This is a genomic window from Arthrobacter luteolus NBRC 107841, assembly GCF_001552075.1.
Classification (GTDB): domain Bacteria; phylum Actinomycetota; class Actinomycetes; order Actinomycetales; family Micrococcaceae; genus Arthrobacter_B; species Arthrobacter_B luteolus.
In genome coordinates this window covers 299,897-325,569 of sequence record NZ_BCQM01000002.1, presented here as the reverse complement: position 1 = coordinate 325,569, position 25,673 = coordinate 299,897, and the positions used below count along the sequence as shown (strand labels likewise).

Sequence of the window (25,673 nt, the reverse complement as noted above, 5' to 3'; positions counted from 1 at the left end):
CAGCATGGCAACCCAGGATCGCAGGAACACAGGATCACGTCCGCAGGAAGTCGAAGAAACCGACGAGGTTACTCCGCCGCCTGCCGCAGAACCCACGGAGCAGTCCACGGCGCAGACCGAAGGCGTGGACGACCTCCTGGACGAGATTGACGGTGTGCTGGAAAACAACGCCGAAGAGTTCGTGAGGGGTTTCATCCAGAAGGGCGGTCAGTAGCGGATGACGCACTCAGATCCTGCCCAGGCCGTCGCCGCGGCAGCGGGCTCGTCCTTCACCGAGCACCTTGGCCGTCATTATCCGGAGCTGCTGCCCTCGGCCCGCAGCCTCGGATCGGCACCGGCAGGATCGGCGGGCGCGGCCGCACCGCAGGCGACCACCATCGTCTCCCTCACCTATGCCGGGGGCGTCCTTGTGGCCGGTGACCGGCGGGCGACCATGGGCAACATCATCGCCAGCCGCCATATCCGCAAGGTTTTCCCGGCCGACAGCTACTCGGTGCTCGGCATCGCCGGGACAGCCGGACTGGCCCTGGACATGATCCGGCTCTTCCAGGTTGAGCTTGAGCACTACGAGAAAATCGAAGGCACGGCAATGAGCCTGGACGGCAAGTCCAACCGGCTGGCCGCCATGGTGCGGCAGAACCTTCCGCTGGCCCTCCAGGGCCTCGCCGTCATCCCGCTGTTTGCCGGCTACGACACCGAGAAGCACGTGGGCAGGCTGTTTTCTTTCGACGTCACCGGCGGCCGGTACGAAGAGTACGAACACCACAGCGTCGGCTCCGGCTCCGTCTTCGCACGCGGGGCGCTGAAGAAGCTGTGGCGTCCCGGGCTGGACGAGGATGAAGCCGTGCAGGTTGCCGTCGAGTCCCTTTACGACGCCGCCGACGACGACTCCGCCACGGGCGGTCCGGACCTGGTCCGCCAGCTGTGGCCGGTGGTCTACGTGGTTAACTCCGCCGGAATGCGGGAAATCCCCGAACGTGAGCTGCACCAGCTCGCCCAGGAGCTCGTAAGCCGCCGCAGTGCCGCCGGACTGGAGGCGTAGGACATGACCCAGCAGTTCTACGTATCACCCGAACAGCTTATGAAGGACCGGGCTGACTTTGCCCGGAAAGGAATCGCACGGGGCCGCTCCGTGGTGGTCCTGACCTGCCGCGACGGTATCGCCCTGGTGGCAGAGAACCCGTCGCCCTCACTGTACAAACTTGGCGAGATCTACGACCGCATCGGGTTTGCCGCGGTGGGCAAGTACAACGAGTTCGAAAGCCTCCGGCAGGCCGGTGTCCGGTATGCCGACGTCCGCGGGTATTCCTACGCCCGGGAGGACGTCTCAGCCAGGGGACTGGCCAGCGTTTACGCGCAGAGCCTGGGCTCGGTATTCACCACGGAGGGGAAACCCTTCGAGGTGGAGCTGGCCGTCGCCGAAGTGGGCGCCGACCCGTACAGCGACCACCTGTACCGGCTGACCTTCGACGGGTCCATCGCCGATGAAAGCAACTATGTGGTGATGGGCGGCCAGGCTGACATCGTCAACGATTCGCTTGCCCGTTCGTGGTCGCCGGATACATCGTTCAGCGAGGCCATCCTGGTGGCGGTCAGGGCACTCTCCTCGACGCGGCAGGCCCCGGAAACAACCACCAACGGTGAATCCGCCGGCACCGGCCAGAGCGCTGAGCTCCTCGGGGCCAGTCTGCTGGAAGTGGCCGTACTGGACCGCGATCCGCAGTCTGCCCGGGGAAGCGTCCGGGCTTTCCGCCGGATCGGCACGGTGGAGCTGGACCGTTTCCTGGCCAGCGCGGAGGGAGACTGATGGACCGCAGGATCTACGGGATCGAAACAGAGTTCGGGATCGCCTACTCGGGACCCGATTCGCGCCCCCTTTCCCCGGAGGAAGTGGCCCGGTATCTCTTCCGCAAGGTTGTGAGCTGGGGAAGGTCCTCCAACGTTTTCCTCACCAACGGCTCACGCCTGTATCTGGACGTGGGCTCCCATCCGGAGTACGCCACTGCGGAATGTGACGACCTGGCCCAGCTCATTGCCCATGACCGGGCCGGAGAACTCATCCTGGAAGACCTGGTGGAGGAGGCGGAAGAGCGGCTCAAGGCTGAGGGCTTCAACGGCAGCGTCTACCTGTTCAAGAACAACACCGACTCGGCAGGGAACTCCTACGGCAGCCACGAAAATTATCTGATCCCGAGGCGGCTGGAGTTTTCCCGGCTGGCAGACATTCTGATTCCCTTCCTGGTCACCCGGCAGCTGCTCGTCGGTGCGGGCAAGGTCCTGCGCACCCAGTCCGGTGCCCTGTTTGCCTTCTCACAGCGGGCCGACCATATCTGGGAAGGCGTCTCCTCAGCCACCACCCGGTCCCGGCCCATCATTAATACCCGTGACGAGCCGCACGCGGACGCTGAACATTACCGGCGGCTCCATGTCATCGCCGGAGACTCCAACATGTCCGAGACCACCTCCATGCTCAAGGTTGGTTCCGTGGATCTGATGCTGCGGATGATCGAAGCCGGGGTGATCATGCGCGACCTCCGGCTGGAGAATCCGATCCGCAGCATCCGGGAAATCTCCCACGACCTCACCGGCTCCGCCCCCCTGAAGCTGGCCAACGGCTCCACCATGACTGCCCTTGAGCTCCAGCACATTTATCTGGAGCGGGCACAGGAGTTCGTGAACACGAACGGCGCCCACAACCGGCATGTTCCGCGGGTCCTCGACCTGTGGCAGCGGACCCTGGAAGCCGTGGAATCGGGCGACACCTCCGGGATCGATACGGAGATCGACTGGGCCATCAAAAAGAAGCTCGTGGACCGTTATGCGGAACGGGCCGGCCTGGACATGGCCTCTCCCCGTCTCGCCCAGATCGACCTCACCTACCATGACATCTCGCGGCGGCGGGGACTGTTCTATCTCCTGCAGTCCCGGGGTGAAACGGCACGGGTGGTCGATGACCGGGAGATCAAGGAAGCCGTGGATGTGCCGCCGCAGAGCACCCGGGCCAAGCTGCGCGGGGACTTTGTCCGGCGGGCCAAAGCCGCGAACCGGGATTTCACCGTGGACTGGGTCCATCTCAAACTCAATGACCGGGCCCAGCAGACCGTGCTGTGCAAAGACCCATTCGCTGCCGTCGATGAGCGGGTCGAAGCCCTGCTCTCCACGTTGTAGGGCTGCGGAGGGCAGCTGATCTAGGCTCCTTTCAGGTCCACGCGTTAGGGTGGGTCTTGCTGCCCTGGGGCTGGCCGGGCTTCCGGCCGTGCAGTTCCCGGCGGCCGTGTCATTGCCCACCACTGAAAGAAGTACGGTGCGAAAAGTACTAGCTCTGCTCCTGCCCGCCCTTTTGCTGCTCACCGCCTGCTCCGGCAGCAGCAGTTCCGAGCCCCTGTCCTCCGTGAAGGTCAGTTCCAACGGTGACAACACGGTGCCGACCGTCGAGTTCGACACGCCCCTGAGCGTTGACGAGCCCACCCTGGTGCGGGTCAACGACGGCGACGGGGAGGAACTCACCGCAGGACAGACCGCCTCCGTCCGCCTCGTGGTGCTCGATCCGGAGAGCGGAGAAGCCGGCCAGGAGACCTACACCGCTGAAACAGCCGAAGACATTGCCGTGGACGACACCCTGAAGCAGGGTAATGAGCAGATGTACAGCGCACTGGTCGGTGCGCCCATCGGCTCAGACTTCGCGTACTACGTGCCTGCCAATGAGACTGCCGGCACCGCCGCGCAGTTCATCGTCTTCACCCTCTCCGACGCCCGCGACGTCCCCACCCGTGCCTGGGGCGCCGACGTCGCACCGGTCGACGGCCTGCCGACGGTTACCCTCGCTGAGGACGGCAAGCCGACCATCACCATTCCCGAAGGTGAAGCACCCACGGAACTGGTGGCCCAGGAACTCAAAACCGGCGACGGCGCCGTAGTGGAAGCCGATGACACAGTCACGGTGCAGTACCACGGCGTGAAGTACTCCGACGGCAGCGTCTTTGACTCCAGCTGGGAGCGCGGAAGCGCCACCTCCTTCGGCCTGGACCAGGTTATTTCGGCCTGGACCGACGGACTGGCCGGCAAGAAGGTCGGATCCCAGGTGCTGATTGTTGCGCCGCCTGCCACTGCCTACGGCGCAGCTGAGGGCAACGAACTCCAGAACGAGACCCTGGTGTTCGTGGTCGACATCCTGGAAGCCAAGTAACCGGCTCATCCGGATAAGATTGCAGGCAGTCCCACAACGAAGGAGCAACATGTCATTCGGAAAGCGCGAATACGACCGTCAGAAGCCGGAAATCGATTTCCCGGAGCACGACGCCCCGACCGATCTGGTCATCGAAGACATCACCGTCGGTGACGGCGCCGAGGCGAAGGCCGGGGACATGGTCTCCACCCACTACGTCGGTGTGGCGTTCTCGACTGGCGAAGAGTTCGATGCTTCCTGGAACCGCGGCGCGCCGCTGGACTTCAAGGTGGGAATCGGCCAGGTCATCGAGGGCTGGGACAAGGGCCTGCTCGGCATGAAGGTCGGCGGCCGCCGCCGGCTCGAGATCCCCGCCCACCTCGCCTACGGTGACCGCGGCGCAGGATCTGCGATTGCCCCGGGCGAGTCGCTGATTTTCGTGGTTGACCTGCTCGGCGTCCGGTAGGAGTTTCTTCCGCCGCTGCAAAGGGCGGACGGCCAGCGCAACCCGCTGGCTGTCCGCCCTTTGCGCATTTGCCCGCGGACGGGCGGTAGATTAGCCGTGTGAGCCCGCAACCCGCCGAGAAGCGAACCGAACGCCTGCTGAACCTAGTCATAGCCCTGCTCTCCAGCCGGCGGGGCTTCACCAAGCATGAGCTCTTCGAGGAAATCGAGCTCTATTCCGAGGCAGCTACCCCGGAAGCCCGGGAAAAGCTCTTCGACCGGGACAAGGCCTTCCTGCGTGAGCAGGGCATCCCGGTGGAGTCCTACAGCGACGATCTGCTTTACGAACAGGACAACTCCGCACAGCGCTACCGTATCCGCAGCGAGGAGTACCGCCTGCCGGAGGTTGCGTTCACCGCCGCTGAGTCCGCGGTGCTGGCCCTCGCGGCACAAATGTGGGAACAGGCCGCCCTTGGTTCCGCTGCCGCGCGGGCGCTGCGCAAACTGCGCGCCCGCGGTGTTCTGGCCGAGGACGCCGCAGCCAGTCCCGTGCAGCCCGGAATCCGGACCACGGATCCCAACTTCACGGCCGTGTTCCGGGCAGCCTCCGACGGCCTGCCCATCAGCTTCGGCTACCGTGCGTCCGGGGGAGCGGAAAGCACCCGGCGCCTTCAGCCCTGGGGAATGGGCTCACGCTACGGGCGGTGGTATGTAGTGGGCTGGGACCTGGACCGCCAGGCAGAGCGGTTTTTCCGGCTTTCCCGGATGACCACCCCGGTCAAGACCGGTAAGGCAGCATTCACCGTCCCGGCGGGCTTCGACATTCACGCTTCCCTGGCGTCATTGGACACTGTCTTCGACCCGCAAACCGCCGTCGTCGACGTCAGCTCAGGTGCGGGCGCTGAACTGCGGCTTCGCGCAGCCGGTTCCGGTTCTCTGCCCGCCGGCCTTCCGGCCCCGGTAGCTGGACGGGACCGCCTGTGCTTCTCGGTCACCGACCTTGACACCCTGGCTGCGGATACCGCTGCGCTAGGCCCCGCGGCCGAGGCGATCCATCCCCCCGAGCTGCGCAGCGCCGTCCGCAACGCGCTCTCACGTGCCCTGGCAGCACAGGAAGAACCCGTCCCCGAGCACCGGACACCGGCTGCAGCGCGGACGCGGCCAGCCAAAGCCTCCGGGGCGCAGGAACACCTGAGCCGGCTGCTGGACCTGGTCCCGTACATCCTGGCCAACCAGGGCGCAGACATGGATGAAACGGCCCGGAAATTCGGCATCAGCCGCGATCAGCTGGCAGCTGACCTGAACCTGCTGTTCGTCAGCGGCCCGCGCTACTATCCCAATGGCCTGATGGACGTAAACTTCGAAACCGGTGAAATCTTCATTGACAACGCCGATAACCTGTCCCAGCCGGTGCGGCTGGCCATGGACGAAGCGGCAGCCCTGATCGTGGGACTCGACACGCTGGCCGCCTTGCCGGGCATCGCGCCGCCGGATGCCATTTCCAGTGCCCACGCGAAACTGAGCGAGGCGGCTGGAACCGCCGGCGCTGCCGGCAACACCCTCGCGGCCACTCTCGTTCCCGCCGGCTCGGCCCCTGCCATCCTCGAAGAGCTGCGCGGCAGCGTGGGCCGCAGACGGCTCGCGATCCGCTACGTGGTTCCCAGCCGGGACGAAGTCTCTGAACGGGTCATTGACCCGCGCCGCATCTTCTCCGAAAACGACACCTGGTACCTGGATGCCTGGTGCCACCGGGCTGAGGCAACCCGGTTCTTCAGGGTGGACCGGATTGTGAGCTGGGAAGACGCCGGCCCGATCACCGCGGACGTACCCGAGCCCTCTCCACACTTCCCGGCCAGCCTCTTCACTCCCGGAGACAGCGACGAATCCGTCACAATCCGCCTTAGTGCCGAAGCCGCATGGGTAGCCGAGGCGTACCACGCTGAACTGCGCAGCGCCCTGCCCGACGGGGGACAGGCGGTGGTCCTGCGGACTCCGTCAACCGGCTGGATTCCCGGTTTCATCGCCCGCCTGGGCGGTGCAGGAGCAGTGACAGAGCCGCCCGAACTGCGCGCCCGGACCACGGCCTGGCTCACGGCGGCCCTCGGAAACTACGAATGAACAGCCGGTGAAACCTCGACAGCGGCAAGCAGTACCGGCAACGCAGCCTTGCTTACCTCATCTATGCTGGAACCATGCCTTGGTGGTCGTGGATATTGATATGGGTTGCCCTCACAGCGGTGGCCCTGCTCTTCTATGCCCTGATCGGCTACCGGATCTTCCGCCGGTTCATGGCAGTGCTCAGCGAAGTCCAGGCTGCCGGATCCCGGCTGTCTTTCACGCCCGCCCCAACTCCGGCAGCACCGGAGGAAGCAGGCACCCGCGGGCCGGCCATCTTCGAGGACCCGGAGGCAGCACGCCGCCGGTATGAAGAGGGCAAGGCACAGCGGAAGGATGCCCGGCGCGAACGCCGGGTGGAACGCCGGCGCCTGCGGGGACAACCGCGCGCGTGGCGCGATATCCCCGGGCTCTGACATAAAATAACGTCAAACGAAAGGACACCGGCATGCGCCTAGAAGGCTGGCATATTGTCATCATCATTGTTATTGCGATCCTGCTTTTTGGTGCGCCAAAGCTGCCCGGGCTCGCCCGCAGCGTTGGACAGTCCCTGCGGATTTTCAAGTCCGAGGTGCGCCAGATGAAGGACGAGAATACAACCGGCACCGCTGACGGGGAACCCGTCGAAGGCCGCGTTGTGAACAACCCGGCCCCGGCTGCCCCCACCCGGAACCCAGGCCCCGAGACCGGACAGACCCCGCCGTCAGGCACCAGTTCCGGCACCGGTAATCCGCCCACCAATCCGTAGTGGCAGTGGCGCTGACAAGAGGGCGCAAATCCAACCCTGAGGGGCGGATGGCCCTCAAGGATCATCTGCGGGAATTCCGCAACCGGCTCTTCAAGGCGGCCATCGCCATCGTTCTGGGCACGGTAGGCGGATTTTTCCTCTACATGCCCGTCTTTAACGAACTGACCCGTCCGGTCCGGGAACTCTCGGAGCAGGAGGGGCGCCTCGCCACAATCAACTTCGACGGCGTGGCCACCTCCTTCGACCAGATGATCCAAGTCTCGGTCTTCATCGGCCTGCTGGTTTCCAGCCCCTTCTGGCTGTATCAGCTCTGGGCGTTCATCACCCCCGGCCTGAAGACCAAGGAGCGCCGCGCCGCGCTGGGTTTCCTGGCGGCCGCCGTCCCGCTCTTCCTGGCAGGCGTCTGGCTTGCCTGGCTGATTCTGCCCAACGCCGTCGGAGTCCTCACCGACTTCACGCCGGAGGGCGCGGCGAACGTCATTACCGCCTCGGTCTATCTGGCCTTCGTCCTGCGGCTGCTGCTGGCCTTTGGAATAGCGTTCCTGATCCCCGTGGTGATGGTGGGCCTGAACCTGCTCGGGCTGCTCCCCGGCAGGACCATCGTGAAGTACTGGCGGATCACCGTCTTCATCATCTGCCTCTTCGCGGCTATGGCAGCCCCCGGCGGAGACGCGCTGAGCATGTTCTATCTTGCGGCGCCGCTCCTGGTGCTCTTCGCGGTGGCCGTGGGGTTGTGCTTCCTCAACGACAAGCGGCGGGCCCGGCGGAATGCCGCCCGGGAAGCCGCGGTTGGAGCTGACGCGGACAAGGCGTCATCGCTGGAGGATTTGTAGCCTGCCTCCTGCCTCCGCCCCTCCGGGGAGCGCGGCAGGAGGCAGGAACCGGTGAGTCAGTCCATTGACTCCACAGCGTCTAGGCTGGATATATGACTTCCCCGTCTGAGCGGTATCTTGCCGCCAAAGAACGAACCGGCCACGCACGGACCCATCTGGGAGTCTTCGAACAGTCCCTGGGGTTCGACCTCGATCCTTTCCAGCTGGAAGCCTGCCGCTCAGTGGAAGCAGGCCGCGGCGTCCTGGTCGCCGCGCCCACCGGCGCCGGAAAGACGGTCGTAGGTGAGTTCGCCGTCTATATGGCACTGGAGCGGGGCCTCAAGGCTTTCTACACCACACCGATCAAGGCCCTGAGCAACCAGAAATTTGTTGAGCTGTCCGCCTCCTACGGCGCGGAGAACGTTGGGCTGCTGACGGGTGACACCAGCATCAACCCCGACGCCCCGGTGGTGGTGATGACCACCGAAGTCCTGCGGAACATGCTCTATTCGAACTCTGAAACCCTCGATGACCTGGGCTACGTGGTGATGGACGAGGTCCACTACCTGGCGGACCGGTTCCGCGGAGCCGTGTGGGAGGAAGTCATCATCCACCTCCGGTCCGACGTGCAGCTGGTCTCCCTCAGCGCCACGGTCTCCAACGCCGAAGAGTTCGGGGCCTGGCTGGACACCGTCCGCGGCGATACCGACGTGGTGGTCACCGAACACCGGCCAGTGCCGCTGTGGCAGCACGTTATGGTGGGCCGGGAGATCCTCGACCTCTTCGCCACTGATGTCTCCTTCGACGAAGCTGCCGAAGACTCCGACGGGTCCGCCGGGATCAAGGACCGGTTCAAGGTCAATCCAGAGCTGCAGGAACTCGCACGCGCGGAGTCCCGCCTGAACCAGCGCGCCCGTTGGGGCAGCGGACGCTCCGGCCCGGGTGGCCGGAGCCAGGCACGGAGCCAGTCCCGGGGCAGCGGCGCTTCGGGCGCGGGCGGCACCCTGACCCGCACACCGAGGGCGTCCCGGCCCCAGGTGATCGCCCAGCTCGACAAGCGCGGGCTGCTGCCTGCCATCACGTTTATCTTCTCGCGGAACGGATGCGACGCCGCCGTCCGGCAGTGCGTCGACGCCGGCCTCACGCTGACCAGCGAATCGGAACGCGGGGTCATCGCGCGGATGGTGGATGAAGCCAGCCAGGACATTCCGGAGGATGACCTGGAGGTGCTTGGTTTCTGGACCTGGCGTGAAGGCCTGATCCGCGGTTTTGCCGCCCACCATGCCGGTATGCTCCCAACCTTCAAGGAGGTGGTGGAAAAGCTGTTCGCCGCAGGGCTGGTCCGTGCCGTGTTCGCCACCGAGACCCTTGCACTCGGCGTGAACATGCCCGCCCGCTCGGTGGTGCTCGAAAAGCTGGACAAGTTCAACGGCGAAGCCCACGTGGACGTGACGGCGGGGGAGTACACCCAGCTCACCGGCCGCGCCGGACGGCGGGGGATCGACGTCGAAGGCCATGCCGTGGTCCTCTGGCAGCCGGGAACCGACCCGGCTGCCGTAGCGGGCCTTGCGTCGCGGCGCACCTATCCGTTGAACTCATCCTTCCGACCCACGTACAACATGAGCATCAACCTCATTGCCCAGTTCGGGCGCAGCCGCGCCCGCGAGATCCTGGAGTCCTCCTTCGCCCAGTTCCAGGCCGACCGGTCTGTCGTGGGACTGGCACGCCAGGTCCGCGCACGCGAAGAATCGCTCGCCGGCTACGAAAAGGCGATGACCTGCCATCTGGGCGACTTCGGCGAATACGCCGCACTGCGCAGGCAGCTCTCCGACCTGGAGCACACGGCCTCACGGTCCAAGGCGAAGAACCGGCGCAGTGCCGCCGCGGCTTCGCTGGAAACACTTCGGCCGGGCGACGTGGTTGACGTCCCCGGCGGCCGCAGCCCCGGTTACGCCGTCGTCCTGAGCACCGACACCAACGGCCGCGAACCTGTCCCGTCCATCCTGACCGAGGACAAGCAGATCCGCCGCCTCCATGTGCAGGACCTGGACGGCCCGGTGAACGTTGTTTCCCAGATCCGCATCCCCAAATCATTCAATGCCCGCACACCCAAGGACCGCCGGGACCTTGCATCCTCGCTGCGCAACGCGCTCCGCGAGCACCGCCCGCCCCGGCCGGCCGGCGGGCGGGGAGCCTCCCTGCACGCGGCCGGCAGCGAAGCCCAGGAAAAGGCCATCGCCGACCTGCGCCGGCGCATGCGCGCCCACCCGTGCCATGGCTGCAGTGACCGGGAGGAACACGCGCGCTGGGCCGAACGCTGGTGGAAGCTGCGGCGCGAAACGGACAACCTCTCCGCGCAGATCCGGGGACGCACCAACACCATTGCGAAGACCTTCGACCGGGTGAGCGGTGTCCTGTCCCACTACGGCTATGTCGCCCCGGACGCCGACGGCGTTCCGCACGTAACACCGGCTGGGAACAAGCTGCGCCGGATCTACGGCGAAAAAGACCTGCTGGCGGCCCTCGGACTCGAGCGCGGCGCGTTCGACGACGTCGACGCCGTGGAGCTGGCATGCCTGGCCACGGCACTGGTGTACCAGCCCAAACGTGAAGAACGCGGCCTCCGTCCGCGGATGCCGAGCGCAGTGCTGGACGGCGCCGTCGACATCCTCATCCGCCAGTGGTCGGAACTGACGGACATCGAGGAGGCGGAGAAACTGCCGCTGACCGGTGAGCCGGAGCTCGGGCTCGTCTGGCCGATGTACAAGTGGGTCAACGGCAAGCACCTCCAGGTGGCGCTCAGCGGCACGGAACTGGCGGCCGGCGACTTCGTGCGCTGGTCCAAGCAGGTGATCGATCTGATCGACCAGCTGGCGAAGGTCCCGGAGATTCCCGATGCCCTGCGCCGCCGCTGCCGCGAAGCCATCGAGCTGATCCGGCGCGGCGTCGTCGCGTACTCCGCCGTCAGCGAATAGTCCCCGTCAATGATGAGTCCCTGCAGCACCCTCCGCTGCCGGCATATACCGGTCCCGCTCAAAAGGGCGGTTCCATCTGCACGAAAAGAAGAACAGGTGAGTCCTTGAACACCACGGCCCCGGCAAACAGCCTGACCCTTTACCGCAACGGTTCTGTCTACAGTTCCGCCGACCCCTTCGCAACCGCCATGCTTGTGGACGGCGGAACCATCGCCTGGGTTGGTTCAGAGCAGGCTGCGACCTCCATCCAGGACTCCACCATGCGGGTGGTGGACCTGCACGGTGCGCTGGCCGCGCCGGGCTTCGTGGATTCACACGTCCACCTGACTGAGGCCGGCCTCGCCGAAACCTCATTGGACCTCTCCGCGGTGCGGTCGCTCACGGAACTGCTCGACGCCGTCGCTGCAGCATCCCGCAGGACGCCGGGCCTGATCACCGGGCATGGCTGGGACGAATCGGGCTGGCCGGAGGGCCGCGTGCCAACGGCTGCAGAGCTGGATGCCGCGTCCGGCCAGCGCCGGGTCTACCTGGCCCGGGCTGATGTCCATTGTGCGGTAGTCTCCGGGACGCTGGCTGCGGAGCTGCGCCTGGACGGCATGGACGGCTGGGACAACGGGTTCGTCATCCGCGGCGCCCATGACACCGCCCGCACCGTTTCCCGGAACCTCAGTCTCTCCGAACGGGCGGGCTATCAGCGCTCTGCCCTGAACCTGGCGGCCTCGCGCGGAATCGTTGCCGTGGCGGAAATGGCGGCCCCGCACATCGTTCCAGCGGAGGACCTGCGGCAGCTCCTGGGTCTGGAGGGCAGCCTCGGAGCCGGCCCGGCGCCCCAGGTCCTTCCATACTGGGGGCAGCTGGTGCGCAGTGAAGCCGAACTCTCAGAGCTGGCAGAAATGTTCGGCGGACAGCTCCTCGGACTGGGCGGGGACCTGAACATCGACGGCTCCCTGGGCGCCCGGACCGCAGCGCTCCGCCAGCCGTACACGGACGCCCCGGAAACGTCCGGCAGCCTGTACCTCAGCGTCGACGACGCAGGACGGCATTTGGAACTGGCCACCCGTGCCGGTCTTCAGGCAGGTTTCCACGTGATCGGTGACGCCGGCCTGGATGCAGCCATCAGCGCACTGCGGTTCGCCGCCGACGCCGTGGGGGAGTCCGCCGTCCGCGCCGCCCACCACCGGCTGGAGCACGTGGAACTCAGCGACGACGCCGCGATCGCCGACCTGGTGCGTTTCGGGGTCACGGCCAGCATGCAGCCAGTCTTTGACGCGATGTGGGGCGGCCCCGACCGGATGTACTCCCAGCGCCTCGGCTCCCGCAGCGGCAGCATGAACCGGTACGCATCCCTGCTGTCGGCGGGTGTCCCGGTGGTGTTCGGCTCGGACGCGCCCGTCACGGCACTGGATCCCTGGCGCGCGGTGCAGGCCGCCGTGATGCATTCCAACCCGCAGGAGCGGATATCTGCACGTGCCGCCTTCATCGCGCACACACGGGCCGGATGGCGGGCCGCGGGAACCGGCAATCCGATGCTGGGCCAGCTCGCACCGGGCACCCCGGCATCCTTTGCCGTGTGGGAGGCCGATGAGCTGATGGTCCAGACTCCGGATGCCTCCGTGGCTTCCTGGAGCACGGATCCGCGCGCGGGAACACCCCTGCTTCCGGCACTGGATACCGATACACTTCCACGGTGCCTGCAGACAGTGCACCACGGCGAGGAACTCTACCGCGCAGCCGATTTCAGTTAGGTACCCGAAAAATATTTCCGGTGCCCGCGAACCACGAATTGTGCCTCTGACCTGCGGATATGCAGTTTGACCTAGTCAGCAGCGTGTTGACACTTTCCGCTCAGCACGTAGTCTAGGGAGACCGCAGTCCGAACCGGCCCAGGCCGGTCTGGAGCTGCCACGGCCCGAGCACGCGTGCGTGGGGGGTTGATGGACCTTCCGCCCATTTTGGTGCGGGGTCATCAGTTGCAACACACTGGGGTGGGTTCATCCGTCAGTAGAAAACAGGTCCGGGATTCCCGGGACTGGCCCGAAGACGGCGGAACCCGCCCCTTTGCCTGCCTGCAGGTGCCGGATCCCGGAACCGGAACTCCACAGGTGGTCCCATATACTGGTAATTCTGCCGCCGGTGCGGCAGCCCTCCGAGCCGCGAGCAGCGCGGCTCGTGTCCGTTGAAAGGCCCTTTGCGTGCGCGTCCTGACCATCATCCCCACTTACAACGAGATCGAGTCGCTGCCCAAGACCCTCCAGCGGCTGCGGACTGCGGTCCCGGACTCCGACGTACTGATTGCGGACGACAACAGCCCGGACGGCACCGGCGCCTACGCCGATGAACAGGCGGCACGCGACCCGCAGGTCCACGTCCTTCACCGCAAAGGCAAGGAAGGTCTGGGCGCGGCATACATTGCCGGCTTCCGGTGGGGCCTGGAGAACGGCTACGACATCCTGGTGGAAATGGACGCCGATGGTTCCCACAAGCCGGAACAGCTCCCCCTGCTGCTGGAAGCGTCCAAGGCCGGAGCCGACCTGGTTATCGGATCCCGCTGGGTTCCGGGCGGCTCCGTCGTCAACTGGCCGCTGCACCGCAAGCTTCTCTCCCGTGCCGGGAGCACCTACTCCCGGCTGATGCTGGGCATCCGGGTCCGTGACATCACCGCCGGTTACCGCGCCTTCCGCCGCAGCACGCTGGAACGGCTGGACCTCGCGGCCGTTGAATCCGTCGGCTACGGCTTCCAGGTGGACATGACGTTCCGGGTGGCGCGTCTCGGTATGACCATCCAGGAAGTCCCCATTACCTTCGTGGAGCGCGAGTTCGGTGCTTCCAAGATGAGCGGAAACATCGTCTTCGAGGCGATGTCCAACGTTACCAAGTGGGGCCTCTCCGCCCGGTGGCAGAAGCTGACCGGCCGCGGTTAGCAGACACAACAGCTAGCAGACACAACAAAGGGCCGGCTGCCATTTCTGGCAGCCGGCCCTTTGTTGTTGTTCAGATATCGTTCAGGGCGCCCGCGCCGCAGACCAACAGATCTCCGATGCGCGGTGTTCCGTTAGGAAGCTGTACGCTCGCCGCGGCGTTCCCGCAGCTTGTCCAGGCGGTCCTGGAGGATGACTTCGAGTTCTTCAATGCTGCGTCGCTCGAGCAGCATGTCCCAGTGGGTGCGGACGGGCTTTTCGTTGCTCGTGTCCGGCTTCTCGCCATCCACCAGCAGCGCTTCCTTGCCGGTCTTGGAAACCCAGACCGGAGGAACTTCCGCTTCCGCGGCGAAGGTCACGAACACGCGTTCGCCGTCTTCGCAGCGGTACTCGACACGCTGGCGGGGAGCCGGCTCCACACCGGATTCCGTCTCCATGCTCTGCGCACCCAGACGCATACCCCGAAGGCTACGATCGCTCATTTCTTCTCCCTAAATCAGTTTCGAAGGACCCGTGAAGGTCCATCCATAGTGCCCGCTGCGCGTGAGCACAGCCGCTAAAAATCCTCTTGCCGCACAAACAGGCCCGTCAGGTACAACGCCCTCGCTGCAGATCCTGTTCCCGGCACAACGGATCAACCGCCCGAACCCGGCAAACAGTCAATTATACCGGCAGCAGGCCAAGCCCGTGACCGCTGACTACGGGGCGGGCTCTTCGCCGCCGAGCGGCTTTGCGGGCTGCGGCGAAACGCTGCCAGCAACGCCGGCACCGGATTCCGCGGCTGGGACCGGTCCGGCGGGTGCATGGCCCGAGCCGCCCTTGATGTCCGGCAGGAAGTCGCCGAGCGCGGAACCCACCCCACGCAGTGCCTCCCCGAGCTCGCTCGGAATGATCCACACCTTGTTGGAACTGCCCTCCGCCAGCTTCGGCAGGGTCTGAAGGTACTGATAGGCGAGGAGCTTCTGGTCCGGATTGCCCTTGTGAATGGCGTCAAAGACCTTCTGGATTGCCTGGGATTCGCCGTCGGCCCGCAGGATCGCAGCCTTGGCATCGCCTTCCGCCGCCAGGATGGCCGCCTGCCGGCGGCCCTCTGCGGTGAGGATCTGTGACTGCTTGGTACCTTCGGCCGTCAGGATGGTCGCGCGGCGTTCGCGCTCCGCCCGCATCTGCTTCTCCATGGAATCCTGGATGGACAGGGGCGGCTCAATCGCTTTGAGCTCAACCCGCGAGACACGGATGCCCCAGCGTCCGGTCGCCTCATCGAGGACACCGCGGAGCTGGCCGTTGATGCGGTCGCGGGAGGTGAGCGCTTCTTCGAGGTTCAATCCGCCGACGACGTTGCGCAGCGTGGTGGTTGTGAGCTGTTCAACCGCGTGGATGTAATTGGCGATTTCGTAAGTGGCCGCCCTGGCGTCCGTGACCTGGAAGTAAACCACCGTATCGATGGACACCACCAGGCTGTCCTCCGTAATCACCTGCTGCGGAGGGAACGAGACCACCTGTTCGCGCAGGTCCAGCAGCGGAAGCAGCCGGTCCACAAAGGGAATGAGGATGTTCAGGCCAGGGTTCAGGGTGCGCAGGTATTTACCGAGGCGTTCAACAACCCCGGCACGCGCCTGCGGAATGATCCGAATGGACTTAACCAGGACGACCAGGACAAAAATGACCAGGACGGCCAGGATGATCAGCAGAACGATGGTGTTGTTCATATTCCCCCTTGCATTGCGGCGGGATCCTTGGCGGTCCTGCCTGATATTTGCCTCCGGTCGAAACCGGCGGCCGGTGTCCGGAGGGCTGCACCTTCCGGACAGGTTAGGTTTGTCAGCGCCCGGTCAGCCCGTCGTCCTGGCCGAAGGGGCCGGCGGTTTCTGAGCCTCCGGCGGGACGCAGGGGCTCCACGACTGCCGTGGCCCCCTCGATCCTCGTCACGGATACCTGTTCACCCGCGGGCAGAAGCGAGCCGTCACCCGAGCGGGCAGTCCACGTATCCCCGCCGATCTTGACGGTTCCGGTGCGGGAACCAACCGGTTCCAGCGTCACGGCCGCTTCGCCGATGAGCCGGTCGATGTTGGAGCGCTGGTCGCGGGTGCCCATATTCAGGTGTTTAAGGGCCACCGGGCGGACCAGGACAATCATGAGCAGTGCAACTACGGAGAAAACCACCACCTGGAGGAACAGGGGGGCGGACAGGATTGCCGTGAGCATGGCCGCGAGGGCGCCAGCCGAGAGCATGGCGAAGAAGAGATCCAGGGTCAGGGTCTCAATGGCAGCGAGGCCGAGGAAAAGAACCAGCCAGACCACCCAGCCGTAAGCCACGAGCCATTCGTACACTTCTTGCATGATGCTTCCCTCCGGCTCCACCCGTTCCCGTGCCGGGAGTTGCTGGCCGACCGGCTGCGGGCGGAGGAGTATATGCAGGCTTTTGGCTTATTCTGCCTGATCTTCAGCCCATTACCTAGGCGGCCCGGTAACGGCGCGTCAGTTGCCGGGGCCGGCGTCGTCCCTCGTCAACTGCGCACCGCCGGATTCCACGGCGCGGAACCGCTGCAGCGCGAACGCCGCGCTGACGCTGCACGGGAACGTTGCTGCGTCCAGCGCTGCCTCCAGGGCTGCCGGGTCGAGGTGGTGGGCGGAAGGACCCATGAGTGCTGCATTGCGGACGTCGGAGCGGGTCAGTGACATGGTGTATTCCACGTGCTGGCTGCGCTCCAGGGCGAAGCCCGCACCGAGTGAACCGGCCACCCGGTCCTCTTTTTCCGGGCCGATACCGAGAAGCCCGCCCAGCGATCTGATTTCACGCAGGTGCCCGGGCAGGGGAGTGACGACGACGAGGATTCCACCGGGGCGCAGGACCCGGTGGAACTCTTCCGGGTTCCGCGGAGCGAACACGTTCAGCACGGCGTCTGCCGCGTCGTCGGCCAACGGAAGCCGGCGCCAGACGTCCCACACCAGCGCGTATCCATGGGGGAGGGCCTTGGCCGCACGGCGCAGGGCGAACTTGGAAATGTCCAGCGCAACCGTGGCGGAAGCATCCAGCGCCCGCGCGGCTTCGGCGAGGTAGTAGCCGGTGCCTGCCCCGGCATCAACGAGCACGGGGGCGGATCCAGCCGCCCCTGCCAGGGCAGCGACGCCCTCGGCAAGCGGGCGGTAGTGCCCGGCTGCCAGGAAGTCCGACCGCGCCTGGACCATGTCCGCGGTGTCTGCCTGGAATTTGGTGCCCGCTCCGGTGAGGAGATTGAAGTATCCCTGGCGTGCCGCGTCAAAACGGTGCCCGGAAGGACAACCCAGCTGCTTCCGCTCCCGGTGTGGGAGGAGTGCGTCCTGGCAAACAGGGCAGGTCAGCAGCAGTCGGTTTCGGGAGGGCATACCCCAATCCTAGGCGGCGGATTCCCACCGGTACGCCCCGTACCCGCCGGTGAAGGCGCCGGCGCCGCCTTGCTAAGCTCGGAACCGTGAAACCAAGTGACCTGGATCTCCTGAACTCTGTCTCCGAACCGGCCTTCCATCCTGACGGCAGCCGCGCCGTCGTCTCCGTCCAACGGCCTGACTTTTCCGCCGATGCCTATGTGGGGCAGCTGTGGAACGTTCGCCTCGATGGCGGGAAACCGCAGCGGATAACCCGCGGCTTCAACGACGCGGCACCCCGCTTTTCGCCTGACGGGGCAATCCTTGCTTTTCTACGCTCCGGCCCCGGGGAGCGCCCACAGCTCTTTGCCATGCCGGCAGGAGGCGGCGAGCCGGTGCAGCTGACCGACCGCCGGCTGGGGGTGTCCTGGTTCCGCTTCTCGCCCGACTCCACCAAGATCGTGTTTTCCTCCCGCGAACCGGAGCACGGCCGCTACGGCACCGTCGACGGCGTATCCCCGGGCGCAGAGGATCCCCGGCTGATTACCACCTTCAACTACCGGATGAACGGCGCCGGGTACTCCCGGGACAAGCGCGTCCAGGCGTTTGTACTGACCGTGCCGGGACTCACGGATGAGCCCTTCATCAAGCCGGCCGGCCGCGCCGCTGTTGACGCCGGAACTCCCGGCGTCAACGGCGGCAACGGCCTGCCGGAGATCCTGCAGCTGACGAGCTTCGATGCAGATGTGCAGAACCCGGTGTTCTCAGCCGACGGCACTCACGTGCTGTTTTCGGCCGCCCTGCATCCGGAGGCCGATACCGACCTGGTGACGGATGTCTACGCCATCCCCGCCACGGGCGGGGGACAGCCGCTGCGCCTGAGCAACCTCGGGACCGGGACACGGCTCGCCGCGTCCGATCCGGCCCAGAGCCTCGACGGGAAATGGCTCTACTACCTGGCCCAGGACCTCACGGAATCCGGCCTGGACTTTGTTGCCCGCAACACCGCTCTCTATGCTGCGCCGGCCCTGGACCCCGCCTCCGCCGTCCGGCTGACCGATCCCGCAACCATGGACCTGTCCGGCGGCGGGATCGTTCCCGATGGCGCTGATGCGGTTCTGGTGCTGAATCTCAGCCGGGGCAGCAGTGAACTGCTGCGGGTGCAGGCCCGCGGCACCGTCAGCACCCTGATCTCAGGCCCGCGGGTGGTCACCGGTGCCGCCGCAGCGGATTCGGGCGCCGTCGTCGTGACGTTCACGGACCAGGACACTGCCGGCGACGTGGCCGCCGTTGATCCCGCGTCGCCAGGGAATCTCCGGGTACTGACGGACTTCTCCGCCGCGCTGCACAGCGGGACAACCGTGCAGCCGCTGCAGGAAGAAACGCACAGTTCCGCAGACGGCTACCCGGTGCACGGCTGGGTGGTGGTGCCGGCGGGCGAGGGCCCGCATCCGGTGCTGCTGAATATCCATGGCGGCCCGTTCTCCCAGTACGGGTGGGGGCTCTTCGACGAGGCGCAGATTTATGCCGCTGCCGGCTATGCCGTGGTGATGTGCAATCCCCGCGGGTCCGCCAGCTATGGCCAGGAACACGGCCGTGCCATCAAGGAGGCCATGGGCACGGTTGACCTGCAGGATGTCCTGGGCTTCCTCGAAGGCGTGCTTGCGTCCCACCCGGAACTCGATTCCGGGCGGCTGGGCGTGATGGGCGGCTCCTACGGCGGTTACCTGACCGCCTGGACCATCGCCCAGGACCACCGGTTCACTGCCGCGGTCGTCGAGCGCGGTTTCCTGGATCCGCTTTCCTTCATCGGATCCTCGGACATCGGCTGGTTCTTCTCCGAGGCCTACACCGGCAATGATCCGGACCGGGTGCTCGCGCAGAGTCCGTTCGCACAGGTGGACAAGGTCCGGACCCCGGCCCTCGTGGTCCACTCCGAAGAGGACCTGCGGTGCCCGGTGGAGCAGGCGCAGCGCTATTACACGGCGCTGAAGCTCCGGAATATCCCCACCGGGCTTCTCCTGTTCCCCGGGGAAAACCACGAGCTGTCCCGGTCCGGTACTCCCTGGCACCGGCGCCAGCGGTTCGAGCACATCTTGGACTGGTGGGCACGCTGGCTGCCCACCCCGGCAAACTCCGCGGCGGAATCAATGGCCGACGACGGCGAACCGGCCACAGCCGGCGTCTAGCCCGGATCGCTTCCGGGGCAGATGCCCAGGTGCCCAGCGCGGGCTAGAAACCCAGCCCGCGCTGGGCTTCGCTGATCCCCGGAGCGGCCCAGCGGTGATACTCAGAGTTGGCACACAGTGACCGGGTGAGGACCTTGTCCACATAAACAACGCCGTTGAGGTGGTCTGTCTCATGCTGGACGATCCTGGCAGGCCACCCGTGAAACTCGCGCCGGCGGGCAACGCCGGCTTCGTCGTCGTAATCCAGCGCAACCGAACGGTGGCGGACCACTACGCCCTGATAGCCCTCAAACGAGAGGCAGCCCTCGTAAAACGAGGCGGTACGGTCATCGAGCGGTTCGTAGCGGGGATTCAGGATGGTGAAGAACGGCAGCGGAGACCGCTCCCTGAGTTCGGCTGACTCGGGATCGGGGACGAACCCGTCCTCCAGCACGGCCAGGCGCAGCGGGATGCCGATCTGCGGGGCGGCCAGCCCCACACCGGGAGCGTGGTGCATTACCCTCCGCATCAGTTCCACCAGGGCCGCCAGTTCATCCGGCGCCAGCTGACCCTCGAACGGGACGGCCCGGCGGCGGAGGACAGGGTGTCCGAGCTGGACGATGGGAACGACATCATGTTCCAGCAGGGGCAGGACAAGGCTGCGGATGGCGGCAGTGGATTCGGCCGGACCGGGTTCAAAGATCACGGATCCATCCTAAGGGGCGCAGCGTTTCCTGCCGCCGGGCTGCCGTCCGGCTGCCGCCGCCGTCTCCCGTCCGGTGAGACCGGACGGCAGACGAAAAACTTCCGGAAACAGACCAGGCCCGGGGCATTTCTGCCTCGGGCCTGGTTTGGTGCACTGTGCTGATTTGGCGCATGTGCTGATTTGCTGCGCTGAGTGCCGGGGGAGAGCTGCTAGCCCTCGCAGTCCACGCAGTACTTTTCGCCGTTCTTTTCCCGTGCCACCTGCGAACGGTGGCGGACCAGGAAACAGGACATGCAGGTGAACTCGTCAGCCTGGGCCGGAACGACCTTGATCAGCAGTTCTTCACCCGAAAGGTCAGCGCCCGGCAGGTCGAAGCCATCGATGGCGTCAGACTCTTCGACATCGATAACCGCCGTCATCGCTCCGCCGCGCTGCTGGGCTTTCAGCCCCTCCAGCGAGTCGGTGGGCTGATCTTCTTCCTTGACGCGCGGGGCATCGTAATCGGTAGCCATTTGTAGTGCTTTTCTCCTGAAATTGTGGGGGGTTCGAGCGTAGATCATATAGGCGAAGCGGCCGATCACACCAAACGGCGCTTCTCTGTTGGCCATATTGGTCCGAATAAGGCTTGTCCTGTGACCAGCCGGCATCCCGGATGCCTCCGGTACGGATGCCGGGTGGTTTGCCGGGAGATCCGGCCATGGGCTTCCGAAGGTACGAAACTGTCCAGCTGCAGGTCAACGCCCGGTATAACGGCCCAGCGTGTAGAAATGTTCCCGCTGGGGAAGGTGGACGTTATGTAAAGCTGACAATCATGGCCGGCCGCCCTGCGGGGGAGTTATGTCAACTCAAATCGGCGGACGGCCCCGCCGCGGGCGAGAGCAAAAACACGTAAGGTCCTTTCGCAGATTCCACTGCCTGGAAACTTCCGGCGGACACCAGGGCTCCTGCCGGCAGACTTTTACGGCGTCAGCTCCTTGCCGAAGCAGGAGAAAAGGCGGCTATCCAGAGGTTGGTACAAAGCCAGCCCGGGGGTGACGTGAGCCACTTTCAGGTACTGATCCTTTGCGCCGATAATCCACATTATGTCAACTAGAGGATTGGAAGCGGCTGGCTATGCGGCGCTGGCAGTCCCCCTGCACGCGAAGCCGGTACGACTCCTCCGGGGCCCGTTCCGGAGACCGTGCGTGCCAGTGTTTCTGCCGAAGCCGGCTCCGGCAGGAACACTGCCCGTCAGGCGCCAATCCTCAGCCTCGAGTGTTCGGTCCGGCATGCCGGTTCGGCTCAACGGCCAGATACTCCCGCAGTCCGGGAATGGCGAAGTCCACCCGGCCATACCCCGCGGGTTCGATGAGGCCGGCGGCGATCAGTCGGGTGCGGTAGTTGCCCACCAGGTTTGAGCGCATCCCGGTACGCACACCGATATCGCCGGCAGAGGAAGGTCCCGGATCTTCGGCCATGGCCTGCAGGAACTCGCGGTCCCTGCCCGAGGCGGTGGAAAGGGCTGCCTCGATAACCACCCGTTCGTTGCGCCGTCGAGCCGCTTTGACCGCACGCCCGACGGCGGCGCCATCGAGCTCACCTGGCATCCGTTCGGCTTCCTGCCACAGAAAATAGCCAACCAGCTGGATGAGGAAGGGATACCCTCCGGTTCCTGCGGCGGCGTCACCGGCAAGGCCGGCACCAAGCGGTATGCCTGCGCGTGCAAAGGTCTCACGGAACGAGCGCTCAACTTCACTGATGGAGGCGGCGTGCAGGTCAATGCGGTCGGCACGGCGGAGAAACGTTGCCACCCCCTCGTTCAGCAGGTCGGAGACAGCTGCGGGAAGCCCGGCGAAGATGAGCCCTATCGGAAGCCCTTCCCGGATGAAGTGCTGTACGTCAGCAGCAAGCTGGGATAGTTCAGTGCGGTCGGCAGCGTGAATCTCGTCCACCGTGATGACCAGGCCTGTTCCCTGCTCTGCCAGCAACCGGAGCAGCTCGGTGCCGCGGGCGCGCCAGTGGACCTGCGCTTCCGGTGCCAGCTGGGTGGTTACGGAGAAACCCGCCACTGACATTGCCGTGACCCGGCGGCCGGCCGGCCCCTCCCCCAATTCCTCCGCCAGTCTGCGCATGGACTCGCCGATGCGCCCAACAAATCCCCGGGTTGCCGTCTCGGATACGACCGCCCAGCCACGTTGGAGCGCCAGATCCTCCGCCGCTCCCAGCATGACGGTCTTGCCGATGCCACGGGCCCCGGTGAAAATAGTCAGGAGTCCAGGCGCGCCCGAACCTATCTGCAGGCCATAGGCGAACTCATCCAGGACTCCCCCGCGGCCCACCAGATCAGGCGGCGCAGCTCCGGCAGTCGGCCGAAAAGGGTTCTCCACTCAAAGCTCCTGGTGAGTCTCTGTGAATCTTATGAATCTTATGAATCTTATGAAGATGCTAGCTCCTCGAAGCCGAGCTGCCTAGAGCCCGGCAGCAGGCAACCAAACACCGGGTTAACACCTGGCTCCTGCCCCTTTACAGACCTCAGCCCTCCTCTCCCACGCAGCTAACACGCTGGCGGGATCCCGTCATTTCACGGTTCAAGATGCCCTCAAAACTTGTACCCGAAAACCTCTTGCCAGGAGTTTGTTTGTAAACCATACTTTCAAACATGTTGCTCCCCGAAACCAAGGCAGGGTCCCCTGCGGCGCCAGCCACCTCACGGCTCTCCCGCCCTGGCTTCCAGCCTGAGTCGAGGGCGCTGCCCGGGCATGCAAGAAGCCATAATCTGGCACTGGTGCTGCAGACCCTGTACCGGGCCGGGGAGCTGAGCCGGGCAGACCTGGCCAGGGAACTGGGCTTCACCCGGGTTACGGCGTCGGACCTCGTGGCGGAGCTGATCGCCAACGGATACGTGGTTGAACGCGGACACCGCGAGGGTTCCCGGCCCGGCAAACCGGCGATGCTCGTGGACATCAACCGGGATGGCCTGCAGATCGTCAGTCTCGACCTGGCAGAGCATTCGGTCTTCCGCGGCGCGGTGCTGGACCTGGACGGCAACGTCCTGGAACGCAGCGAAATTGAGCGCGCCGCCGGCCGTGGCAAAGGCACTGTCGAGGAAACTCTCCGTCTCCTGCAACAGACCCTCGAGCTGGCGACTGCTCCCGTGCTCGGCATCGGCGTCGGCTCCCCCGGAATCGTAGATGCCCATGGAGTCATCCAGTCCGCCCCCAACCTGGGCTGGTTCGACCTTGATCTGAGGGCGGTCCTGTCCGAAGCCTCCGGCCTGCCGGTCACGATAGCCAATGACGCAAACGCTGCCGTGCTGGCCGAGACCACATTCTCCAATCCCTCAAATGACCTCATGCTGATCAAGATCGGTCACGGTGTTGGTTCCGGCCTGGTGGTCGGAGGCCGCCCGCTGCTGGGCAGCCGGTTCGCTGCAGGCGAGATCGGGCACGTCACCGTGGGCACGGATGGCGGAGCCCGCTGTATCTGCGGAAAAATCGGCTGCCTCGAAACCTGGCTGTCAGTCCCCAACCTTGAGGCGGCCCTGTCAGGCAGGACGGGCAGCCAGCGGGACCTTGTTCTTAGTGAAGCAGGCCAACGGCTGGGCATTGCCCTGGCCCCGATAGTCGGAGCGCTGAACCTCTCAGAGGTAGTCCTCAGCGGTCCTTCCCACCTCTTTGACGGTCCGCTGCTTGATGCGGCCGCCGAAACACTCCAGAAGCGCACGCTGGCGGAATTCACCAGCGGCGTGAGCTTCCGGAGATCCACCCAAGGCCAGGACATCGTCCTGCGCGGAGCAGCAGTGATGGTCCTTTCAGCGCAACTTGGAGTTGCCTGAACCGGGTCTCCAACCGATTGGTCACCCGGTATTTCAATGACGAAAGGGAAGCTTCAAATGAAAAAACCGTACAAAGTCCTGGCTCTTGCCACGGCCTCGGCGCTGATGCTGGCGGCTTGTGGCTCCGGCGGAACGGAAACCCAGCCCAGCAGCGATGCCTCTGCTGACGCCGGCAAGGAAATCACACTGTGGCTGGCTGGCGGTGACACCAATGACGAGCTCCGTGACTACCTGAAAACAACCTTCCAGGAAAAAACCGGCGCCACCCTGGTCATCGAGGAACAGTCCTGGGGTGACATTGTCACCAAACTCACGACCTCGCTGCCCGACGCGAACAACACTCCCGACGTCGTCGAACTGGGTAATACCCAGTCCCCCACCTTCACCAACGTCGGAGCGTTCGCAGATATCTCGGATATGTACGACGAACTCGGCGGTGATGACCTCCTGCAGTCATTCGTTGAAGTCGGTGCAGTGGAGGGCGCCAACTACACGCTGCCCTACTACTTCGGATCCCGCTACATGTTCCAGCGGAAGGACCTCTGGAGCGAAGCCGGCATTGAGCAGCCTAAGACGCTGGACGAATTCAATACCGCCGTCCAGGACCTGGCCAGCGCGAACCCCCGCGGAATCGAGAACTTCTCCGGATTCTTCCTTGGCGGCCAGGACTGGCGCAACGGTATCTCCTGGGTATTCGCCAACGGCGGTGACCTGGCCCGCAAGGACGGTGACCAGTGGGTCTCCACCCTCTCCGATCCCAAGACGATCACCGGCCTGACACAGCTGCAGGGAATTTACCGGAACGCTTCCAAGGCACCCGCGGACGCCAAGGACATCACCCCCTGGCTCTACATCAACGACGCGGACGAGATTCTGGACGAAAAAGGCAACCCCACGGGGACGACGTCCCTTGCCGCTGCCACGATCATGGCACCGGGGTGGGCCAATGGGTCCATCGGTGATCTCGGAACCGGCGAGGACGGCAAGCCCGCACGTGTCTGGAACGATGAGACCTTCGGCGCCTTCGCTCTTCCGGGCAATGACGGCAAGCCCGCTCCGGTCTTCGCCGGCGGCTCGAACATCGGTATTTCGGCAGCGTCCAAGAACCAGGACCTCTCGAAGGAACTCCTGCGGATCATCTTCTCCGAGGAATACCAGACCATGCTTGGTGGTGCCGGACTCGGCCCCGGCAACCAGAACTACGTCTCCAGTCTCGGCGACGACCAGTTCGCCAAGACCGCGATCGAGGCTGCATCGAATTCCAAGCTGACCCCCGCCGCACCCGGCTGGGCTGCTGTGGAAGGCGCTTCCATCCTCGAAGAGTTCTTCGGCAAAATCGCCACCACGGACGACCTCAAGTCGCTGGCTGAAGAATACGACGCGAAAATCACGCCCATGCTGAACGCCAACAGCTAACTGCAGCAGAGCAGTACAAGCGCGGTGCCGGGACGCCCCGGCACCGC

23 protein-coding genes are annotated in these 25,673 nt (G+C 65.2%); 16 read left to right on the top strand and 7 right to left on the bottom strand.

Going from position 1 to position 25,673, the window contains the following annotated elements:
• The first annotated feature begins 4 nt into the window (after positions 1 to 4).
• From AL3_RS18320 to AL3_RS05470, 13 genes are all read left to right on the top strand, one after another.
• Positions 5 to 214: a ubiquitin-like protein Pup gene (locus AL3_RS18320; protein ID WP_066297801.1), complete on the top strand. Its 210-nt coding sequence runs from the start codon at positions 5 to 7 to the stop codon at positions 212 to 214.
• A gap of 3 nt (positions 215 to 217) precedes the next feature.
• Positions 218 to 1,042: a proteasome subunit beta gene (gene prcB, locus AL3_RS05525; protein ID WP_066297799.1), complete on the top strand. Its 825-nt coding sequence runs from the start codon at positions 218 to 220 to the stop codon at positions 1,040 to 1,042.
• Between the two features lie 3 nt (positions 1,043 to 1,045).
• Complete coding sequence (gene prcA, locus AL3_RS05520) at positions 1,046 to 1,807, top strand: proteasome subunit alpha (RefSeq protein ID WP_066297795.1); 762 nt, start codon at positions 1,046 to 1,048, stop codon at positions 1,805 to 1,807.
• Entirely contained in the window at positions 1,807 to 3,168 is a 1,362-nt protein-coding gene (gene pafA, locus AL3_RS05515) for a Pup--protein ligase (protein ID WP_066297792.1), read from the top strand. Before prcA ends, pafA begins: the two co-directional genes overlap by 1 nt.
• Before the next feature lie 136 nt (positions 3,169 to 3,304).
• On the top strand, positions 3,305 to 4,186 hold the full coding sequence (locus AL3_RS05510) for an FKBP-type peptidyl-prolyl cis-trans isomerase (protein ID WP_083521476.1): 882 nt from the start codon (positions 3,305 to 3,307) through the stop codon (positions 4,184 to 4,186).
• Positions 4,187 to 4,235: 49 nt separating this feature from the next.
• Positions 4,236 to 4,631, top strand: coding sequence for an FKBP-type peptidyl-prolyl cis-trans isomerase (locus tag AL3_RS05505; protein ID WP_066297784.1), 396 nt, complete (start codon positions 4,236 to 4,238; stop codon positions 4,629 to 4,631).
• Between the two features lie 98 nt (positions 4,632 to 4,729).
• Positions 4,730 to 6,727 carry a helix-turn-helix transcriptional regulator gene (locus tag AL3_RS05500; RefSeq protein WP_066297782.1) on the top strand — a complete coding sequence of 666 codons (1,998 nt, stop codon included), beginning with the start codon at positions 4,730 to 4,732 and terminating at the stop codon, positions 6,725 to 6,727.
• 74 nt (positions 6,728 to 6,801) lie between these two features.
• Entirely contained in the window at positions 6,802 to 7,140 is a 339-nt protein-coding gene (locus AL3_RS05495; RefSeq protein ID WP_083521475.1) for a hypothetical protein, read from the top strand.
• 32 nt (positions 7,141 to 7,172) lie between these two features.
• The gene (gene tatA / locus AL3_RS05490; protein WP_066297778.1) at positions 7,173 to 7,472 is read left to right on the top strand and encodes a Sec-independent protein translocase subunit TatA; all 300 of its coding nucleotides are present in this window, start codon (positions 7,173 to 7,175) and stop codon (positions 7,470 to 7,472) included.
• A 47-nt stretch (positions 7,473 to 7,519) separates the two neighbouring features.
• Positions 7,520 to 8,305, top strand: a complete 786-nt coding sequence (tatC, locus tag AL3_RS05485) for a twin-arginine translocase subunit TatC (RefSeq protein WP_066297775.1) — start codon at positions 7,520 to 7,522, stop codon at positions 8,303 to 8,305.
• 92 nt (positions 8,306 to 8,397) lie between these two features.
• Positions 8,398 to 11,259 carry a DEAD/DEAH box helicase gene (locus tag AL3_RS05480; protein WP_066297773.1) on the top strand — a complete coding sequence of 954 codons (2,862 nt, stop codon included), beginning with the start codon at positions 8,398 to 8,400 and terminating at the stop codon, positions 11,257 to 11,259.
• Positions 11,260 to 11,363: 104 nt separating this feature from the next.
• On the top strand, positions 11,364 to 13,004 hold the full coding sequence (locus tag AL3_RS05475; protein ID WP_066297771.1) for an amidohydrolase: 1,641 nt from the start codon (positions 11,364 to 11,366) through the stop codon (positions 13,002 to 13,004).
• Between the two features lie 447 nt (positions 13,005 to 13,451).
• Positions 13,452 to 14,180: a polyprenol monophosphomannose synthase gene (locus AL3_RS05470; RefSeq protein WP_066297770.1), complete on the top strand. Its 729-nt coding sequence runs from the start codon at positions 13,452 to 13,454 to the stop codon at positions 14,178 to 14,180.
• A 131-nt stretch (positions 14,181 to 14,311) separates the two neighbouring features.
• Here AL3_RS05470 and AL3_RS05465 read toward each other — a convergent pair whose 3' ends face one another.
• From AL3_RS05465 to AL3_RS05450, 4 genes are all read right to left on the bottom strand, one after another.
• Positions 14,312 to 14,659 (bottom strand): RNA polymerase-binding protein RbpA, encoded by a 348-nt coding sequence (locus tag AL3_RS05465; RefSeq protein WP_066297768.1) that lies wholly within the window; start codon positions 14,657 to 14,659, stop codon positions 14,312 to 14,314.
• A gap of 216 nt (positions 14,660 to 14,875) precedes the next feature.
• The gene (locus AL3_RS05460) at positions 14,876 to 15,886 is read right to left on the bottom strand and encodes an SPFH domain-containing protein (RefSeq protein ID WP_246168565.1); all 1,011 of its coding nucleotides are present in this window, start codon (positions 15,884 to 15,886) and stop codon (positions 14,876 to 14,878) included.
• A gap of 112 nt (positions 15,887 to 15,998) precedes the next feature.
• Positions 15,999 to 16,517, bottom strand: a complete 519-nt coding sequence (locus tag AL3_RS05455) for an NfeD family protein (protein ID WP_306303024.1) — start codon at positions 16,515 to 16,517, stop codon at positions 15,999 to 16,001.
• Between the two features lie 138 nt (positions 16,518 to 16,655).
• Positions 16,656 to 17,543, bottom strand: a complete 888-nt coding sequence (locus AL3_RS05450) for a putative RNA methyltransferase (protein ID WP_066297766.1) — start codon at positions 17,541 to 17,543, stop codon at positions 16,656 to 16,658.
• An 86-nt stretch (positions 17,544 to 17,629) separates the two neighbouring features.
• Between AL3_RS05450 and AL3_RS05445 the strand changes: the two genes are divergently transcribed.
• Positions 17,630 to 19,711, top strand: coding sequence for a S9 family peptidase (locus tag AL3_RS05445; RefSeq protein ID WP_066297764.1), 2,082 nt, complete (start codon positions 17,630 to 17,632; stop codon positions 19,709 to 19,711).
• Positions 19,712 to 19,754: 43 nt separating this feature from the next.
• On the opposite strand, the gene AL3_RS05440 is transcribed toward AL3_RS05445, so the two are convergent.
• From AL3_RS05440 to AL3_RS05430, 3 genes are all read right to left on the bottom strand, one after another.
• The gene (locus AL3_RS05440) at positions 19,755 to 20,396 is read right to left on the bottom strand and encodes a peptide deformylase (RefSeq protein ID WP_066297760.1); all 642 of its coding nucleotides are present in this window, start codon (positions 20,394 to 20,396) and stop codon (positions 19,755 to 19,757) included.
• A gap of 209 nt (positions 20,397 to 20,605) precedes the next feature.
• Complete coding sequence (locus AL3_RS05435; protein WP_066297758.1) at positions 20,606 to 20,908, bottom strand: DUF4193 domain-containing protein; 303 nt, start codon at positions 20,906 to 20,908, stop codon at positions 20,606 to 20,608.
• A gap of 732 nt (positions 20,909 to 21,640) precedes the next feature.
• Positions 21,641 to 22,762, bottom strand: a complete 1,122-nt coding sequence (locus AL3_RS05430) for an ATP-binding protein (protein ID WP_066297756.1) — start codon at positions 22,760 to 22,762, stop codon at positions 21,641 to 21,643.
• A gap of 272 nt (positions 22,763 to 23,034) precedes the next feature.
• On the opposite strand from AL3_RS05430, the gene AL3_RS05425 reads away from it, so the two are divergent.
• Positions 23,035 to 24,210 (top strand): ROK family transcriptional regulator, encoded by a 1,176-nt coding sequence (locus AL3_RS05425; protein ID WP_066297754.1) that lies wholly within the window; start codon positions 23,035 to 23,037, stop codon positions 24,208 to 24,210.
• Between the two features lie 57 nt (positions 24,211 to 24,267).
• Positions 24,268 to 25,626, top strand: a complete 1,359-nt coding sequence (locus AL3_RS05420) for an extracellular solute-binding protein (RefSeq protein WP_066297752.1) — start codon at positions 24,268 to 24,270, stop codon at positions 25,624 to 25,626.
• The last annotated feature ends 47 nt before the right edge of the window (positions 25,627 to 25,673 follow it).

Bases quoted from the DNA above. Each gene is read 5' to 3' on its own strand.
- pafA (WP_066297792.1), top strand. From the start codon at position 1,807: ATGGACCGCAGGATCTACGGGATCGAAACAGAGTTCGGGATCGCCTAC.
- AL3_RS05455 (WP_306303024.1), bottom strand. From the start codon at position 16,517: ATGCAAGAAGTGTACGAATGGCTCGTGGCTTACGGCTGGGTGGTCTGG.
- AL3_RS05450 (WP_066297766.1), bottom strand. From the start codon at position 17,543: ATGCCCTCCCGAAACCGACTGCTGCTGACCTGCCCTGTTTGCCAGGAC.
- AL3_RS05420 (WP_066297752.1), top strand. From the start codon at position 24,268: ATGAAAAAACCGTACAAAGTCCTGGCTCTTGCCACGGCCTCGGCGCTG.
- AL3_RS18320 (WP_066297801.1), top strand. From the start codon at position 5: ATGGCAACCCAGGATCGCAGGAACACAGGATCACGTCCGCAGGAAGTC.
- tatA (WP_066297778.1), top strand. From the start codon at position 7,173: ATGCGCCTAGAAGGCTGGCATATTGTCATCATCATTGTTATTGCGATC.
- prcB (WP_066297799.1), top strand. From the start codon at position 218: ATGACGCACTCAGATCCTGCCCAGGCCGTCGCCGCGGCAGCGGGCTCG.
- AL3_RS05425 (WP_066297754.1), top strand. From the start codon at position 23,035: ATGTTGCTCCCCGAAACCAAGGCAGGGTCCCCTGCGGCGCCAGCCACC.
- AL3_RS05505 (WP_066297784.1), top strand. From the start codon at position 4,236: ATGTCATTCGGAAAGCGCGAATACGACCGTCAGAAGCCGGAAATCGAT.
- prcA (WP_066297795.1), top strand. From the start codon at position 1,046: ATGACCCAGCAGTTCTACGTATCACCCGAACAGCTTATGAAGGACCGG.
- AL3_RS05480 (WP_066297773.1), top strand. From the start codon at position 8,398: ATGACTTCCCCGTCTGAGCGGTATCTTGCCGCCAAAGAACGAACCGGC.
- AL3_RS05460 (WP_246168565.1), bottom strand. From the start codon at position 15,886: ATGAACAACACCATCGTTCTGCTGATCATCCTGGCCGTCCTGGTCATT.
- AL3_RS05495 (WP_083521475.1), top strand. From the start codon at position 6,802: ATGCCTTGGTGGTCGTGGATATTGATATGGGTTGCCCTCACAGCGGTG.
- AL3_RS05435 (WP_066297758.1), bottom strand. From the start codon at position 20,908: ATGGCTACCGATTACGATGCCCCGCGCGTCAAGGAAGAAGATCAGCCC.
- AL3_RS05465 (WP_066297768.1), bottom strand. From the start codon at position 14,659: ATGAGCGATCGTAGCCTTCGGGGTATGCGTCTGGGTGCGCAGAGCATG.
- tatC (WP_066297775.1), top strand. From the start codon at position 7,520: ATGGCCCTCAAGGATCATCTGCGGGAATTCCGCAACCGGCTCTTCAAG.